The sequence below is a fragment of the Geminocystis sp. NIES-3709 genome, from assembly GCF_001548115.1.
Classification (GTDB): Bacteria; Cyanobacteriota; Cyanobacteriia; order Cyanobacteriales; family Cyanobacteriaceae; genus Geminocystis.
In genome coordinates, this window is the sequence record NZ_AP014821.1 from 2,648,586 (window position 1) to 2,664,466 (window position 15,881).

The following is a 15,881-nucleotide window of genomic DNA, read 5'->3' on the forward strand; positions in this document are numbered from 1 at the left end:
TAATTTTAATCTTTGTTTTGCTCATGTAGCCAATTTATTTTTACTATTTGATACCCTAATTTTGTATATAGTTCGGCAAAATAGTCAGCATTATGAGACCCTTGAAAATAAATTCTCTGCTCATCTACTTGTAACTCCCAAGCAAACTGTCCATTTACAATTGTACAAATTTTGTCTTTTTGGTTATTCATTGATTTTTCCTTTTATGATTAATTAATTGGCGGATATTTCACCGCCGTTGATTTATTTAATGTGTTGATTTATTTTTTCTTTCAATAAATCAAGGGAATTTAAGTATTCTCTCCATAACTTTTTCTTTTCTAAAACATACTCATTTTCAGATACTTCTTCTGACAAGCGTTGTAACAACATATCTTCAATATCTCTCTCAATAAAAACTAATAATATCCACGAAAAAAAATCCTCGTCTGACTGAAACTCTATTGGATTTTCTGGATCATTATGTCTTAATTCGTAACTAATCTCACTTAAGACATTATCGATGTTATTGAACGTTTTAGACATAATGGTTTCTCCTATTAATAATTGGCGGATATTTCACCGCCGTTGATTTATTCTAATGTATGAAATTGTGTGAATTAACTAGCCATTGGGAGACTTTGAGTAGGGTTGATTCGTTGCAAATCTTGCTCTAATTGATAGCGAGTTATAGCACTTTCACTTATTTTTTTAGCAATAGCTTTAGGGGTTGATAAATTGCCAAAATCGTTAAGCACAGCTAATTTTTTGAGGATAGTTTTATCAAGATGTTCAATTAATTTGAGAGCTTGTCTTTCATTTAAAAAAGTTTCATTGTCATCAACATCGGGCATGGATTCATCTAGATCAGGAAGTAAAGTAATGACAACTTCAGGTTCAGGTTGCTTTTCTTTGACTCCATCCAAATAGGGATTTTCTTCTCCTTTATGCTTGTCAAAATTATTGGCTACAGCGTCGGCCATTTCTTGAATATCGGCAACCATTTCATTTAGCACTTCTGGATCGCCATAAACTCCACAAGAATATTTTAGTAAATCTTTGAGCGGTGCAATCGCTTCTTTCCATCGCTTCGTTAAGTTTGCTTGAGCATTGGCAACTTTAGTCGCATCCGTAAATTTATTATTGAGTAACTCCAATTGAGCTTGTAAATCTTTGATCGAACCTTGAATAGAAGCTAGAGTGTCGAGAGTGAGATTGTTGCGAGATTGTAAGTTAGACATGATTTTTAGTATGTGTAGTGATTGATTAATGTTGATGTGAGGGGGAGACATCTCCCCAAAATAAATTATTTAGTTGAAAAAATCTAAGGCAACGATTAATGAGAACCGTAACCGTAAAGCGTTATCCGTTTTTCTTAAGTGAATGACGGGTAACTCACTTACACTTTCTTCCCACTTTTTAGTGCTTTTTACCCATACATTAGACTCAGCATAAGTTTCATCGAGAAAACTTAACACCATTTTCAAATCGGAACGCATTTGTAAAACAGTCGCCGTTTTTCTTAATTGAGAAACTGGGGTATTTTTCAGCTCCTTTACTTTTTCTTTAGTTTCAGCAATCCATGTGTAGTTAATCATTGTTTTCTTTGTATTGATAATTATTTAGAAGCGGACTGAGTGCAGAGAATATCGCAAGGGCTTGTTTTCTCTACCACTTGGGTGTTAACGAGAGCGGTAATTAAAACGTAACCAAAAACCATGAGAGCAATATTTTTCATTAAACAACCTCCGCTAAGATGACCTGAGATAATGCAGTGGTATCGGTAAATAATTGGTTAAACTGTGTAATTTGCCAGTATCCTGATTCATTTATGTTTTTCTGTAACAAAGCAATACCATCATCAACTAAGACCAAGAAGAAAGAGATATTGCCATGCTCAAGAATAAATTGCTGATTTCCGGTGGTGCATTTTAAAGAAGGGATTTGCTTACGCAAAAAGCGAACCATTGAGAAGAAACCAGCAGAAGCATCAAATTTGGTTATCATATTTTTAAGTTTCATTATTGTGGATGAACTAACAGAAGGCATCTTGTTACAGCAAGGTGTCTTCACTTTTTTTTGTACAGTCGGTCGTGGAAAGAAGAGGGGGATTTATTTAACCACCTTTCGGTGGCGGAGGCCGCTAAACCTCCTGTCCCTATAACGCTATGGATGCGAGGGCTTTTTCAGTTCGAGACTGACGGCGGTGTTCGCCTCGTGATTGCTCACCCTTTTAATATAACAAACTACTAACCAGTTTGTCAATATCTTTTTTTTCGACAAGTACTAATTCTTTCCTAGCAATAGCACTGCAAACCTTGCTAACATTGCCTTTCCCTCCATAAAGATACCCTTTTTTTTCAGCAATAATTTTTAGTATTTCGTATTCTTCCTGCGTGAGTTTTAGGCTAAATTGCTTTTTTTTCAATGTTTTCATGGTTTCAATAAAGTGGTAATTAGTTTATTGTATCTAAAAATTCTATCGAAACAACCTATTAGCAAATATTTAGTACAATCAAAGTAGTAAATATCTTAATCGTGATGAATAGATTAAACTTGATCACAAAAATAAATCCAATATCACAAGAGGTAATCGGAAATGACTTGGCGATCGTGCAGGGAGCAACCTACGATAAATTGAATTTAAAATTAGAAGGAGATTATAGCGAAGCGACTTTTAAGGCGCAGATTCGTAATGCCCCTCTTGAATTAGAAGGAGAATTATTAGCAAGTTTTTCTTTTCAACAAATTAATTACGATGGGGACACTAATAAAACCACCGTTGTCCCTATTCTGACCGCAGAGCAAACTTCGGCTATCCCATCCACAAAATATGACGGAGATGACAGTCGAGCCAAGCCATCTCAGAAAAATTGTTGGGTATGGGATTTTGAAGCTGTATTGCCTGAAAAAGTTACAAAAATTCCTATTAGCTTTGTTCAGGTGACGGCAGAGGTGACTGATTAATGGATATTGAAATTAATCAAACAGTTATCGAGGTTACGGCACAAACAACGGTTATTGAAGTGGAATCTTCTGTAACTGCGATCGAGGTGGTGACTAATCCTGTTCAAATAAAGGGAGATACTGGGGAACAAGGTATTCAAGGCGAACAGGGTCTAAAAGGAGATAAGGGGGATGACGGGGAGAATGGTTTGTCTGCCTATCAAGAAGCAGTAGAAAATGGTTTTGTTGGCACTGAAGAAGAATGGTTAAATAGTTTTTACGATCGTTCTAACCACACTGGAACTCAGTCTATTAGTACTATTGAGAATCTTCAAAATAGTTTAGATCAAAAACAATCTATAGGGGATTATGCAACAGGTTCTCAAGGGGCAAAAGCAGACACGGCATTACAACCTTCAGATTTAACAAACTACGAAACCACCAACCAACTAAATACTAGGGATACAAATAATAGAAACAGAGCTAATCATACAGGCACACAATCTATAGCAACTATTGTAAATCTTCAAGAAACATTAGATTCTAAACAACCCATAAGCAATTCTATTAATTACCCATCTGGATTGCTTATAGATTCTTCTATTTGTTCCAATGCTTTATCTACATTAGCTGTATCTCAAGGTGTCACCTATGTTTTTCCTTTTAAACCTCTTTTTAACTTTAGAGCTTCTACAATATCTGTTTGGTGTACTGTAGTAGGGGCAGGTAGCCCTTCTTGTGCTATATATTTATTTACCTCTGATAGCAGTGGTCTTCCTACTCAACAAGAGTTCTATGGTAGTATAACATTAAACACTACAGGAGAAAAATCTCTATCCATAGTAAAGAAAAAAATAGCAGACAATAATCACCAAAATACTAATCTTTCAGAATTTTTATTTGAAAAAGATAAATTATACTGGTGGGGATTTTACAGTTCTAGCACAGGAACTATAAGGGCTATTCCTCTGACAAATGCTACTCCATTGGGAATCGTAAATAGTTCTAATACTTCTTATGCTACGCATTATAGAATCACTACTCCCCCTGTAGATTTAAACGAAGACACTCTATCAGATTTTGGGAATGATGCTACTTTGACTAATGGGGTTATTCCTTGTATTAGGTTACTAACTACTACTGTATAAATAAAATGGCAATTAACTATATTGAAAAAGGGTTTCAACTTCACGAAGAAATAGAAAGACAAGGATATTCTCTAGTTTTTTTAGATGGTGTTTGGGTATCTAGTAATGATACAGCAGTACAAGAAATTATTGATAATTTTATCCCCAAATCTGATCCTAATTGGGATAATTTCAATTCTCTAATGTTGTCCCATCCTAGATTTATTGAAGTATCAGCACTTGGCTTTCAAATTAATCCTGTAGCTGTATCGTCTTTACCCACAGCTTTATTGCAAGTTACTACCCACGGACTAAATTCTTTTACTTCAATTTGGAATTTAATTTGTTATTTAGGACAGGCGACTCAAAATGATCGAAATATTTGGGCTGACTTAGCGATAGAAAACAATTTACCCAGTGATTTTATAGCAGTTTTGAGAGGATAACGCGCGTATGGACAAGACGACAAAAGGCACAAAATATAATGAACAGATAATAACTGATTTTTTAGAATTAATTAGTGATGGACAAACCCTAGACTATAGTTGTGACAAGGTTAATATTAGTGTTCAAACAATTAGAAATTGGCTTAAAAAATATCCAGATTTTGCAGAAAGATACGAAAAAGCCAAGCAATATTTTAAAGATAATTGCCCAGAAAAAATAAGAGTTTCTGCTAAAGATAGAATCAAAGAATTAATCACTCATGGTCACAGAATCAAAAGATCGAACCTGACAATTCACTCCCTGCCAGTATACAAAAATGGACAAATAGTAGGGTACAAAGAAAAGTGGAGAGAGGAGCATTTAGAAGAAACCAATATGGGTACGCCACAATGGGCAATCGATCGAGTATTGCCACCACCACCCAAAGACTTAGAATCAGCAATCAAACTAATCGAAGCCTATGGACTTAAACCCGTTGTTGCTAACACCGAACTATTTAGAGAGTGGCTTGTCGCCCAAACTACTAGCCAAAATAGCCAGACTGGATCTGCAAGGGGGCTTACAGAAAGCGAAGCCAACGAAATTAGAGCAAGAATCCTCGGTGTTTCGGAAGATGCCACCGATACTCCTACCGTATCAACAGAGATGGGCAAGGGATAATAGTAGAGTCAAAATCTGTCAGAAATCCCGTCGAATCGGTTTATCATGGGGTGATGCCTCAATTTCCGCTCTTGATGCCGCACAAACTAATGGATGCTCGACTTATTACATTGGCTATAACCGTGAGATGTCGGAGCAATATATTGAAGATGTGGCATGGTGGGCAAAATCCTACCAATTAGCAACCGCACCTATTGAGAAAGACATCTTAGAAAACGGTGATCAGAGTATCCTCGTTTACCGTGTCAGATTTGCTAGTGGTCATAAAGTTGTTGCCCTATCTTCTCGACCATCGAATTTGAGGGCAAAAAAGGGAAAAGTAGTAATTGACGAGGCCGCCTTTCACGATGATTTACCAGAACTCCTAAAAGCTGGAATGGCAATTTTGGCATGGGGTGGACAACTAAGAATCATCTCAACTCATAACGGAGTTGACAATTATTTCAATCAAATAATTCAACAAACTCTTGAGGGGAAATTTGATTACTCGATCCATAAATACGATCTTGACGATGCGATCGCCGATGGGCTTTATCAGAGAATTTGCTTAGTCAACGGGTGGGAATATTCCAAAGAAGCTGAGAAACAATGGAGATCGCAACTAATCAAAGACTACGGTATCGGTGCAGACGAAGAATTATTTTGCATCCCAGCAGACATCAAAGGCGGTGGTAAAGTATTCAAAAAAGAGTGGTTTCAGATTATTGATACCTTACCTTTTCCTATGGACGGCATCAGGTTTTGGGATATGGCGGCCACAGCTGAAGAAGTCAAAAAAGACGCTTATTTTACAGCTTCTGTCAAAATGAATTACGACTCAGGCAATTACTACGTTTTGGATGCTAGAGCAGAACAACTTGACCCTGCGGACTCCGATGATTGGATGCTTGAAACAGCCTTAGAAGACGGTAATTATGTGCCTATTCGTTGGGAGTTAGAAGGTGGAAGTGCAGGATTGAGAGTAGAGGCACACCTTAAAAATTTACTATGGGGATTTGACGCTGAGGGAGTGCGCCCTCAAGGGGATAAAGTGACCCGTGCCAAACCTCTAGCCAGTGACGCAAAACGAGGGAATGTATTTTTATTGAGAGGTGATTGGAACGATCGATACCTTAATGCTATTTATGGTTTTGACGGTACACCTAAACCATTAACAAACGATTTGACAGACGCATCATCAGGAGCATGGAGTTGTTTACAATTAGGTGGAGTTGCGAGTATTTTAGGTACTTAAATTTAAGATAAATATTCAATTATTATTATTATTAAATATGTTAATATTAGTTATATATATTCTTGTTAATTAATTAATCTTTATGCGTGATAACATAGTCGAATCAGTAAAAAATAAATATGATCAAAGGTCACAATTAGGAATAACAAAATATGGTACAACCGTTGATAATAATAATTTATCTTTTACCGAATGGGTAAACCATTTACAAGAAGAATTAATGGACGCAACGCTGTATCTTCAAAAACTAAAGACTGAAAATCAATCAGAAAGTTTTATTATTTATTAAAAAATTATGGCATTTTCAAATATAAATAACGCCTTTGATATGGTAAAACTGCAATCAGGATTAGCAGAAACTGACGAAACCAGAGACAATTATATTAACGACATCCTCAATCAATCCAAAGGCACAATAGGAGATGCGATCGAGTATCGCCCTTACTTAGTAGCCGCGCTCACAATGTGGACATCAAAGGGAGAACAAACAATTACCGAAGCCTCTGGTAGTGCTAAATTTAGATTTCAAGAAGATAAAATGAATCTAAGACCCGTAATTGAAGCTAATCTTAGGATTCAGCAATCCCTAGATATTTCTCAAGGAACAGAAGTGCCAATTGGATGGCAAGTACAAACATGGTTAGACTCCCTATGTGGCTGTGTCGATAAAGGTGAAGCTGTGGGAAATGATGAAAGCAATTATGTATTTTCAACGATGGTAATTTAGGGTAATTTATGACACAAGTACAGGAAACAATAAATTTCGATTCAGAAGGATTAAATCAAATATTTTCCTCTTTTTCTAATTCCTTAACAGGATTTGGAACGACTAGAGATAAATCGAAAAATATTAAAATAAACTCTATTAAATCTCTTTCCAAAAAAGATTTAGAAAATCTACCCAGAAGTTCTGGAATGATCAGAAGATTAGTTGAAAATTATCCTACAAAATGTAAAAAAGATTGGATGGTAATTCGACAGGTTCGAGAAGAAAATCAAACCGAAATTCCTGTTGGAGAACTCGAACAATATCTTGAAAAATTGAAATTTAAAAAAGGAAAAATAGGTGTTAGAGAAGCATTTTCAAAAGCATCAATTTTAGGACGGCAACATGGAGACGGATTTATTTTAATTGGTCTTGCAGACGGGCTAGATCCGAAAGAACCCGTTAACGAAAAATCGATCCAATCGATCGAATGGTTTAAGGTTTTGAACCGCTACGAAATTTACCCAGAATCAAATCAAGGTAAATATAGCGACCCTGATTATTACAAAATTTATATTAATAATTTACCTACTACTTGGCACTACTCAAGAGTACTTAGATTTAGTGGAAAAATATTACACGATGAATCTTTGAACTACAACGGGGGATATAACGATTCAGTTATTCAGAATGTTTTTGACACATGGACAGCATGGCAAACAGGATTGATGTCTGGTTCAGCTATGCTCAGTGATTACAACCAAGCCAAATATAAAATGAAGGGTTTAGGAAAGGCTCTCAAGGAAGATTTAAGGGCAGGTACTACCACCAGACAAGAGCAAATTCAAAAAAGATTATACGTTGCTGAAATGGGGCGATCGGCAATAAAAGCACTCTTAGTCGATATGGATGAAGAAGATTTTGATTATGTTTCTCGCACTTATGCAGGAGCTTCTCAAATTATGGAATTACTCAAGGATGCTTTAATCTCAGAAGTAGATTTACCTGTATATGAATTGTTCAATACCACTAATGCTACTGGATCGGCTCTGGGTACGGCACAAACTGCAGGACTTGCTCAAAGATATGATTGGGCAAATTTAAAAAACGACTGGATGTCTGATAACTGGATCGAACCTTACGAAAAATTATTAAGATATGCAATGTTGGCAAAAGATAATACTATTACTTCCGAGCCAGTAGAAATTGAGATATTTCCTAATGCAAAAGTTCAATTAACTCCATTAGAAAAAATACAAGCTCAAAACGAAGCTGCTCAAAGAGATTCAGTAAATATTGAACTCGGTATTTATTCACCCCTTACCGCTCAGAACGCCTTTAAACAAGGTGATTGGGATGGTCAAGTTCATTTAGCACAAGAAGATTTACTATGATAGGAATTTCAATTTTAATATTTATTATTCTCACTCTTTTTCTATCAATTTATCGTAGTGAACAAAGAAAAAGAAATGATAGTTTATACTATGCTTTTCGAGATTATTTATATCACACAAATATAGATTTTACACGATATAAAGCTAACATTAAATTTGAAAATTTTGGAGACAAAATTATAATTTGGATAGAAGATAAATGAGACAACAAGTATGGCGGATCGGATTAATTGACGGGAACGGTTACGCAGAATTTGCACCCCAAGGATTAGCACGGGTAAAATTGACAGATAAACAGCCGGGGATTCTTACCAAACCATTACCCGTTTTATTCCCTATTACTGGATTAAATAAAGCCTATTTCATGCCCAAAATAGGAGAAAAGGTAGCCATTCTAACTGATGAAAGGTGCGAAGATGGTTTGATTTTAGGCAGTTTTTACACTAAAAATAATAATCCCCCAGTTGATAATCCAAATAAATATTTAATTCAATTTCAGGATGGCACTAAAATCGAATATGACACTGAAACTGAAATATTTACTTTAGATATAAAAAGCGGATTAAAACTATTATTGAACGGTATAACCGCTATTGAGTATAACCTTGAGACGGGTTTTAGCTTAAATGTCTCGACTGATATTCACTTACAAGGGAACAATATTTACTTGAATTAAAAATATCTAATATTTTTTTAATTCTTCTGATAATTTTTTAAATTCATATAGTTTTAATACTAAATCTCTATCTTCACTTTCTAAAATAAATTTAAAATGAATTATCCCTGTTTTTATTAAATGATTGAGATCATCAGTTAATTGAAAATCATTTTTTATTTTTGTTATCAAGTGTCTATTTTCTGACAAATATATTCTTGTTTTTTTGTCGATGATTTTTGCATTTAAAACATTAATTTTTTCTGTAATAGTTTCGTTACTTACATCATTAAAGCATATTTCAATTTCATAATTTAGGGGTAATTCCAGATTGAAAGGACTCTTAGCTATAAAGATTGACTTTTCAGTAGCTTGACTTAAGCAATTAGCAATATTCAATTCAAAAGTAGTTATATACATTTTTTCACCTCAGAACATTAGTACTAATACAGTTTAGCACAGAAAAAAAATTAAGGCAAGGATTCACAAGCAACGCCGTTGTTGTCCCGATCGAGTCCATGAGGGTCATTAGGGAAAGTATCAAGTACTCTTTGAGCTTGGGCTTGAGTTTTGAAATCAGAGCAATTGCAATCACCACCATTAGTACAGGAAGGCAAATTGGGATTACGAGGAGCAGGGTTCAGATCCTCAACAGGAATAGGTACTACTCGAACTGGACGAATACCAGAGCGCCATTCCCACGGCATAATTAAATCTTTCACCGCCCAAAACCCTATTTTTCTCTCTTTAGCCTTTTTCTCCAATTCCAAATATTTTTGACCATCAGGACATTTAGAAAGAAACTCTTTATAAACAACAGCTTGACCTTCCTGAACCAGCGTTAAATTAATATTCAAATTACCCTTATTTACGATCGCAACTGTCCTACCGTATTTATCACTATCAACTTTATTAACTTGAATTACAGTACCCACAGGTAATAATTGTTTAAGTCTATTAGTGGAAGCTGTACCCCCCGGCTGAGAAGATTCTGGCGCGTCGATACAAGCCAATCGAATAATAATTTTTTGAGTATCTTGTTTAACGGTAATAGTGTCACCGTCTCCCACCGATAAAACCTCAAAACCCAACGCAGAACTAGCAAAACTGAATACTGACAATAAAGATAAAATAGAGATAATTTTCATTTTCTACTATAAAAATATTAAAAACTTTGAAATTGATACCTTCTTATATCACATTTCAAGTTTTTTTCAATTTAATAAGTATTAAAATGTAATCTTCTTTAATTTTAATTAGATAAAAATTGATAATTATTATTAATAATTATCAGATTTAAACTCTGAATAAAGTATAATAATTATTGTAAACAGTTCTAGTTTATTTTACTCTTTATAGCACACATAAATAGTCTTCTTTTGATGGCTATTTTTTTCTAATTTTTGTTAAACATTCTCTAAACTAAAAGTATACAAATTGCTTGGATGGATAATATTATGTTGTTTTATTCTTCTGTTAGTGGATTAATCAAACAAGGGCGAATCCAAGTTAATTTACCGTCGTCGTATTGTCTCCAATGTCCACGTCTCCAATGAGTTTGTTTTTTAATTCCTTGTAAGTCAGGATTACTTCCGTAACTTTCTTTCTGTTGTTTCACATAATGTCTTTCATTGAATCCGATCGTAGGTGGTGTTAATAATTTCCCTTGAGATTTCTTGAAGCCTTGCCCACTTGACTCTGACACAATGGACATACTTTTGTCTTGGTAAGTAGCCATATATAAAAAAATTTGAGGCAATAAATTAAGTGCTATCTTGTCATCTTTGAAATCTTTAAATTTATCATTTATTATTTCATCTAAGTCAGGAGTAAAACGAAAAGGATAAACTTCAAATCCTTTATCATGATAAAAAATTGGACAAGTCATTGCATTTTTAATATTATTTTTATTAAAAATAATAAACTTGTAATATTTTTCGGACTTAGGAAGTAAAAAAATTGCATTTTCTACAAAATAATTTTCAATTTCATATTGTTTAGGTAACTCAGTATTTATAGCTAACTCCATAAAAGATTTATCAATATAAAAACAAGGAAAATTATCTATAAAAGAACGAAGGTGTGCATAGAGGCTTACTCCTGTATAATAATCGCTAAAATTAGGTAAAACATAATTATTAGATTTTAATTTTTCAAGGATATTTGAATTTACTATTTTTTCGATATTAGGACACACACTTAGGATATGTTTTTTTAATATATATAAATAATCTTTTTCATAAGAATAGTAATCTTTTGATGACGTATATCTGTTTTTAAGTTTTGATGTTTTTTGCTTATTCATAATAAATTCTCCTTCGTAATAAAATAGCGATGGCCCGTGAATAATTAACAAATGTCATTGATTTTAATTTTAATTTTATTTTTTTATTTCCCCCATGCTTTTTCAAATTGCCCAACTACTTCCATTGCAATTGGATTAACCGGTGGCAATTCTCCATTACTCTCCAATTCCTTCTCTAACGTTGGTAAATAATAATTCTCGTACCAACGGTAAAACATAATTCTCGTATTGCGATGTTGACCCAAACTCGTATCCTCAGTAAAACTGTCCTCTCGTTTACAATTTTTCACACGATTCAACCACTGAGAATAAGTCGGTAAGTCTTTTTCCCACTGCATTTGCTCATAAGGTAATCTTTCTTTCCAGTACTTTTCTACTTTTGCCGTTGAATCACTGCCCTTAAATTTCGCCCAATATTTAATCCAAATCGGTTCACCCGTCTCTTTATCCTTAGACCGCAGATAAGCCTTCGGATTTTGCATATTAGGCAACTCTGCTTGAACAAATGCCATAAACTCCTCATCAGCCAAAATTGCCTCGACATTTTCTACCCCATTTCTGTTAGTGGTTTCTTGTTCCTTACGAGAACACACACCCACGGGGGTATTTATGCCTTCAGATAAACTTTCGTTGTTTTCTACCACTATTTCGTAATCAGTGGTTTCCATCTCCAAAATATCTGTACGGTTGATTATTTCCGTTTTTTCTTCTAAATATAAAATATTTCGTTCGTCTTTCTCTCTTGATTGATTGATTAAGTTTTTATTTAATTCAGTATTGATTTGTTCATTATTATTATCGACACCAAATTTTGTGGCCGTGAAATTTGCGGTCGGTAATTTTGCGGTCGTGTTTTTTGAACGTTTTGAGCAAAAATTTTTACTTTGTCCCTTTTCTATTTTTACGCTAATTTTTGCATCAAATTTTTTATATTTCTCAGGTATTGAATATATATATCCGAACTCTCCATTATTTTTGGGAGTACGATCGAGTAATCCTTTTCCTACAAGTGATCTTATTTTAGAATTAACCGTATTCAAGCACAGTCCCAAATTACTCGCAATATGCTTAGTGATGTGTCGCCAATTTTCAAGATTGTCATACATCGCTATAAATAGCCAAATGGATCGCTCATTCCCATCAATATTATTATTATTGATAATGTCATTTGGACATATGGTAAAAGCAGTCATTTTTTTTACTCTCCTTCAATAACTTCAATAACTTTCTTTGTCTCGGACACCAAGTTGCCGATCCACTGCACTTGGTTTAATTTCAATTTTGTTGCTTCTGGTAGTTCCCCACCCTCATTCCAAGCAAATAAAGTCCGATCATCAGGTGCGTTGACTAACACCTCATACCGACTTACTATCTCGATCGTGGCTAGAAATTCACTCATATTTTTCAGAATTAATACGGATTTCCTTACCTAAAAATTAAGTGATTAATAATTTGTTTTTCGATTTGTCAAAATGTCAAAATCTTTTTGACAAATAAAATAAAGCCATTAAAGACAAGGCTTTAATGATTAAATTTCCGATTCTACTCACAAAAAAACAATTGATTTATGGGTAATTTCCCTCTAATTAATTAAATTTTTCTGGGAAACCTCATAGCATATTGCCTAAGCAGTGTGTAAAATGATAATCAAGAGTTGTTCTAGTTATGGCGTAACTAGAACAGATATTCTGTAAACTTTTTAAATTGAGGCAGTAGGCCATCTAGGTATATTGCTTAGATGGTCTGCTGATTTATTATATAATGAAAATACAAATAACTGCAAACAATGTCCCAGACAAAACAATGGAAAATATGGAAAAAAGTTTAGCTCTCTTAAAGCAAGAACTTCGTAAACCAGCAAAGTTTCAAAAAACTCCCGAAATAATCAAGCTAATTAGAGTTAGCTTAGGCTATACACAGCAAGATTTTGGCGTGTTTTTAGGAACTCAATCTACTACTGTTAGTCGTTGGGAAACGGGCAAAAACCAACCGATTTTTACTCAGGATCAAGTTAATCTTTTGGACTATGAACTGAAAAAATTAGGAGTTGATCTATTTGATTTTGAAGGATTTGATATAAAATTGAAACCCCATCAATATAAATTTATTAAATCCCACGCTTTAGCTATGGCTTAATTTTTTTTCTTTATATCTAAACAATATGTCTTGACAGTATGCTTAGTTGTCTGTTAATATTGAATTATTAAATTAAAAAAGTTTACAGAATGTCACAACTAAATAATTGTCAGCATTTAGAAAAATGCTATGAACTGCTAGCGCCATCAGCAGATCATCACTTAGAGCTTGTCGTAAAAGTAACCCATTACACTCGTTACTCTTTCAAGAAAATTTATTTTCCCGTGGGTACTTATACCCCTGAATTAGTCAAGGAAAAAATAGATCAATTAGCTTTAAACGACAGCTTCGATAATCAATATCGAGTTGATTACCGAATAGTCAATCATCAGTTTATCCCCGTCTTCAAAGAGCAATCTTTACCACCTCTCAAAGACGGTGAAAAATACCAAATCGAAGTCTTAGCTGGTGACGATAAATTCTGCTATGGCTACGAATATCATCTTTTCTCCCACGCCTTAGACGCAAAAGGGTATGAAGATTTTGACAATAATATTCTCAAATTTGCTCAATTTATGTGGGGTGATCGAGTAATTGTCTTAGGAGTAACCGTAGTAAAAGCGGAAGTTGAAACTAAGAAAGAATTAGCTCTCGCTTAATTATGGAAAGAGAAACTAAGGTTTCTGTTAGACGGGTATTTTCACCACAAGGAAAGCCAAAATACCCTGATAATTACCACGAAATTGAGTCACCAAAAGAAGAAATAAATTCAGTGGAAATTATAAATGGAAAAATAGTTAAAATTCCACTCCCTAAATATTTCTAAATCGGATGAAAAATGTCTATTAAATCCCTAAAAGAATTAAGTTTAAACCAATGATTGAAGATGCTCTAAATCAAGAACTAAAACAGAAATTTGCAGACAATTTAAACAAACGCAAATTACTACGATTAATCACCGAAGCATTATATCTTTCAGACAAAACCGATACCCTAATCGACAAGCAATATTTTGAAGAAATGGACGAAGAATTGTCAATCACAGACTTGTTGACAGCAGTTGCCACCAGTCTTGAACAAGAAATTAAAGAATGGGATCGCTAATTAATCCTAAAAATTCAAAACTATAAATTTTATTAGTACCTTGAAAATTTAATAAAAATATGGACGAAATTAACATTACTTATCGTCAAAACGAAGTACTGCAAGTCTTTTTGAAACATCAAGATAAATTTAATTATCTTGAATTGTGTGCAGAAGAACTAAAAATTCAAACAACCCTCGTTACACAATTTTTAAGAAGATTAAAAGAAAAAAAAGTTTTGATAAAACTAGGACACGGCAAGTACAAACTTAATCAAATTCCGTACAACATAATCTCAGAAGCCCAATCTAAAGGCCCAAAAAACAGACGAAATAAAGAAATAGAAAGTGCAATAGAACCCTCTAAACAATCTCAAAAATCTAAAGAAAAAGTAGAAGGAAATTATCGCATTCAATCACCCTCTGAACCAGTAAAATCCGTTGAATTTGTTGGTAATAAAATTACTAAAATTCCATTGCCAAAATATAAATAATTCTTACTTAATTGGGGGTTTCGCATCCAATTAAAAAACACGCAACTAAAAAGAAAGTAACAAAGGAAAACAAATGACATTAGCTAAAGAAAAAACAGAAAAGAGCAGTAAATTAGCTTTACCAAGTCTCTCAATTTTTGGAACAATTGACAAAGAAAAAATCAATCATTTTACTCCACCTTATGCAGTCCGTAATGACTGTCAAATCGGTCAGTGGAAAGTCGGTGAAGATAATTTACTAGGCAATAATTTAGAGATTTCCATTATCTCAACCAAAAATTTTTACGGTAATTTGGGTAAAACAAAGCAAACCTCTTGGTTGCAAGTTTGGTTCATTGCATCTCCAAAAGAATCAAGGCTACCCAAAAATACCATTTGTGTAACTTACCTAAAAACTCAGTCCTTATCAGTATTGGGGCAAAAAGTAATTGAAGTAATGGAAAACAAAGATCCAGGACTAGGGATTTTTCAAACTTCTTTTTCCAAACACGCTAACGACTACGGTAACTATTATTCAGTAAATTTTCAGTGGCGCGATCGTGAAGAAGATGAAATTGCACAGCTTCACCTCATTGCTGATTTCTTAAAATCTAGTCCAATTTTATTCGATCCAAATCTGCCAACTACCATGATCGAAGTTGATGCTCAGGGCGATCCAGAAAGTTTAGGAGAAGCCAAAAAACAACTCAAATTATTAGCAGAAGAAGCTAAAGAAAAAGCTAAATAAACCTTCAATAAAAGGGGATTAATTCCCCTAATTCCTATCCTCAATTAA

At 34.0% G+C, this 15,881-nt stretch carries 26 protein-coding genes; 15 read left to right on the forward strand and 11 right to left on the reverse strand.

The genetic code is table 11. The features are described 5' to 3' along the window. Positions 1-5 precede the first annotated feature (5 nt). From GM3709_RS11100 to GM3709_RS11125, 6 genes are all read right to left on the reverse strand, one after another. On the reverse strand, positions 6-191 hold the full coding sequence (locus tag GM3709_RS11100) for a hypothetical protein (RefSeq protein ID WP_066119287.1): 186 nt from the start codon (positions 189-191) through the stop codon (positions 6-8). A gap of 52 nt (positions 192-243) precedes the next feature. Further along, positions 244-525: a hypothetical protein gene (locus tag GM3709_RS11105; RefSeq protein ID WP_066119290.1), complete on the reverse strand. Its 282-nt coding sequence runs from the start codon at positions 523-525 to the stop codon at positions 244-246. Between the two features lie 74 nt (positions 526-599). Next, a complete protein-coding gene (locus tag GM3709_RS11110) occupies positions 600-1,220 on the reverse strand; it encodes a hypothetical protein (protein WP_066119294.1) in 621 nt (206 codons plus the stop codon). Positions 1,221-1,289: 69 nt separating this feature from the next. Continuing rightward, on the reverse strand, positions 1,290-1,577 hold the full coding sequence (locus GM3709_RS11115) for a hypothetical protein (protein ID WP_066119300.1): 288 nt from the start codon (positions 1,575-1,577) through the stop codon (positions 1,290-1,292). Between the two features lie 139 nt (positions 1,578-1,716). Next, positions 1,717-2,001, reverse strand: coding sequence for a hypothetical protein (locus tag GM3709_RS11120; RefSeq protein ID WP_066119303.1), 285 nt, complete (start codon positions 1,999-2,001; stop codon positions 1,717-1,719). 211 nt (positions 2,002-2,212) lie between these two features. Next, positions 2,213-2,416, reverse strand: coding sequence for a hypothetical protein (locus GM3709_RS11125; RefSeq protein ID WP_066119306.1), 204 nt, complete (start codon positions 2,414-2,416; stop codon positions 2,213-2,215). 104 nt (positions 2,417-2,520) lie between these two features. Between GM3709_RS11125 and GM3709_RS11130 the strand changes: the two genes are divergently transcribed. From GM3709_RS11130 to GM3709_RS11175, 9 genes are all read left to right on the forward strand, one after another. Continuing rightward, entirely contained in the window at positions 2,521-2,946 is a 426-nt protein-coding gene (locus tag GM3709_RS11130) for a hypothetical protein (protein ID WP_066119309.1), read from the forward strand. Further along, complete coding sequence (locus GM3709_RS11135) at positions 2,946-4,073, forward strand: hypothetical protein (protein WP_066119311.1); 1,128 nt, start codon at positions 2,946-2,948, stop codon at positions 4,071-4,073. Before GM3709_RS11130 ends, GM3709_RS11135 begins: the two co-directional genes overlap by 1 nt. A gap of 5 nt (positions 4,074-4,078) precedes the next feature. Then, the gene (locus GM3709_RS11140) at positions 4,079-4,498 is read left to right on the forward strand and encodes a hypothetical protein (RefSeq protein ID WP_066119315.1); all 420 of its coding nucleotides are present in this window, start codon (positions 4,079-4,081) and stop codon (positions 4,496-4,498) included. Positions 4,499-4,505: 7 nt separating this feature from the next. Continuing rightward, positions 4,506-5,159, forward strand: a complete 654-nt coding sequence (locus GM3709_RS20495; protein WP_066119318.1) for a hypothetical protein — start codon at positions 4,506-4,508, stop codon at positions 5,157-5,159. Beyond that, complete coding sequence (locus GM3709_RS11150) at positions 5,113-6,393, forward strand: hypothetical protein (protein ID WP_071828037.1); 1,281 nt, start codon at positions 5,113-5,115, stop codon at positions 6,391-6,393. Before GM3709_RS20495 ends, GM3709_RS11150 begins: the two co-directional genes overlap by 47 nt. A gap of 82 nt (positions 6,394-6,475) precedes the next feature. Continuing rightward, complete coding sequence (locus tag GM3709_RS11155; protein ID WP_066119323.1) at positions 6,476-6,682, forward strand: hypothetical protein; 207 nt, start codon at positions 6,476-6,478, stop codon at positions 6,680-6,682. 6 nt (positions 6,683-6,688) lie between these two features. After that, entirely contained in the window at positions 6,689-7,120 is a 432-nt protein-coding gene (locus GM3709_RS11160; RefSeq protein WP_066119325.1) for a hypothetical protein, read from the forward strand. Between the two features lie 8 nt (positions 7,121-7,128). Continuing rightward, positions 7,129-8,493 carry an anti-CBASS protein Acb1 family protein gene (locus GM3709_RS11165; RefSeq protein WP_066119328.1) on the forward strand — a complete coding sequence of 455 codons (1,365 nt, stop codon included), beginning with the start codon at positions 7,129-7,131 and terminating at the stop codon, positions 8,491-8,493. Between the two features lie 199 nt (positions 8,494-8,692). After that, complete coding sequence (locus GM3709_RS11175; protein WP_066119333.1) at positions 8,693-9,169, forward strand: phage baseplate assembly protein V; 477 nt, start codon at positions 8,693-8,695, stop codon at positions 9,167-9,169. 6 nt (positions 9,170-9,175) lie between these two features. Here the strand turns inward: GM3709_RS11175 and GM3709_RS11180 are convergent, their stop codons facing one another. The 5 genes from GM3709_RS11180 to GM3709_RS11200 form a co-directional block, all read right to left on the reverse strand. After that, on the reverse strand, positions 9,176-9,568 hold the full coding sequence (locus GM3709_RS11180) for a hypothetical protein (RefSeq protein WP_066119336.1): 393 nt from the start codon (positions 9,566-9,568) through the stop codon (positions 9,176-9,178). A 50-nt stretch (positions 9,569-9,618) separates the two neighbouring features. Beyond that, positions 9,619-10,296: a thermonuclease family protein gene (locus GM3709_RS11185; protein WP_066119339.1), complete on the reverse strand. Its 678-nt coding sequence runs from the start codon at positions 10,294-10,296 to the stop codon at positions 9,619-9,621. A 317-nt stretch (positions 10,297-10,613) separates the two neighbouring features. After that, complete coding sequence (locus GM3709_RS11190) at positions 10,614-11,453, reverse strand: hypothetical protein (protein ID WP_144439429.1); 840 nt, start codon at positions 11,451-11,453, stop codon at positions 10,614-10,616. A gap of 83 nt (positions 11,454-11,536) precedes the next feature. Continuing rightward, positions 11,537-12,559, reverse strand: coding sequence for a hypothetical protein (locus GM3709_RS11195; protein WP_144439430.1), 1,023 nt, complete (start codon positions 12,557-12,559; stop codon positions 11,537-11,539). Positions 12,560-12,651: 92 nt separating this feature from the next. Beyond that, the gene (locus GM3709_RS11200; protein ID WP_066119348.1) at positions 12,652-12,852 is read right to left on the reverse strand and encodes a hypothetical protein; all 201 of its coding nucleotides are present in this window, start codon (positions 12,850-12,852) and stop codon (positions 12,652-12,654) included. Between the two features lie 362 nt (positions 12,853-13,214). Between GM3709_RS11200 and GM3709_RS11205 the strand changes: the two genes are divergently transcribed. The 6 genes from GM3709_RS11205 (at position 13,215) to GM3709_RS11225 (ending at position 15,833) form a co-directional block, all read left to right on the forward strand. Then, a complete protein-coding gene (locus GM3709_RS11205) occupies positions 13,215-13,589 on the forward strand; it encodes a DNA-binding transcriptional regulator (RefSeq protein WP_144439431.1) in 375 nt (124 codons plus the stop codon). An 89-nt stretch (positions 13,590-13,678) separates the two neighbouring features. Beyond that, a complete protein-coding gene (locus tag GM3709_RS11210; RefSeq protein ID WP_066119354.1) occupies positions 13,679-14,188 on the forward strand; it encodes a hypothetical protein in 510 nt (169 codons plus the stop codon). Between the two features lie 2 nt (positions 14,189-14,190). Beyond that, the gene (locus GM3709_RS20500) at positions 14,191-14,355 is read left to right on the forward strand and encodes a hypothetical protein (RefSeq protein WP_158506724.1); all 165 of its coding nucleotides are present in this window, start codon (positions 14,191-14,193) and stop codon (positions 14,353-14,355) included. A gap of 50 nt (positions 14,356-14,405) precedes the next feature. After that, positions 14,406-14,633, forward strand: a complete 228-nt coding sequence (locus tag GM3709_RS11215; protein ID WP_066119357.1) for a hypothetical protein — start codon at positions 14,406-14,408, stop codon at positions 14,631-14,633. A 59-nt stretch (positions 14,634-14,692) separates the two neighbouring features. Next, complete coding sequence (locus GM3709_RS11220; protein ID WP_066119360.1) at positions 14,693-15,106, forward strand: hypothetical protein; 414 nt, start codon at positions 14,693-14,695, stop codon at positions 15,104-15,106. Positions 15,107-15,179: 73 nt separating this feature from the next. Further along, positions 15,180-15,833: a hypothetical protein gene (locus GM3709_RS11225; protein WP_071828038.1), complete on the forward strand. Its 654-nt coding sequence runs from the start codon at positions 15,180-15,182 to the stop codon at positions 15,831-15,833. Positions 15,834-15,881: the final 48 nt, after the last annotated feature.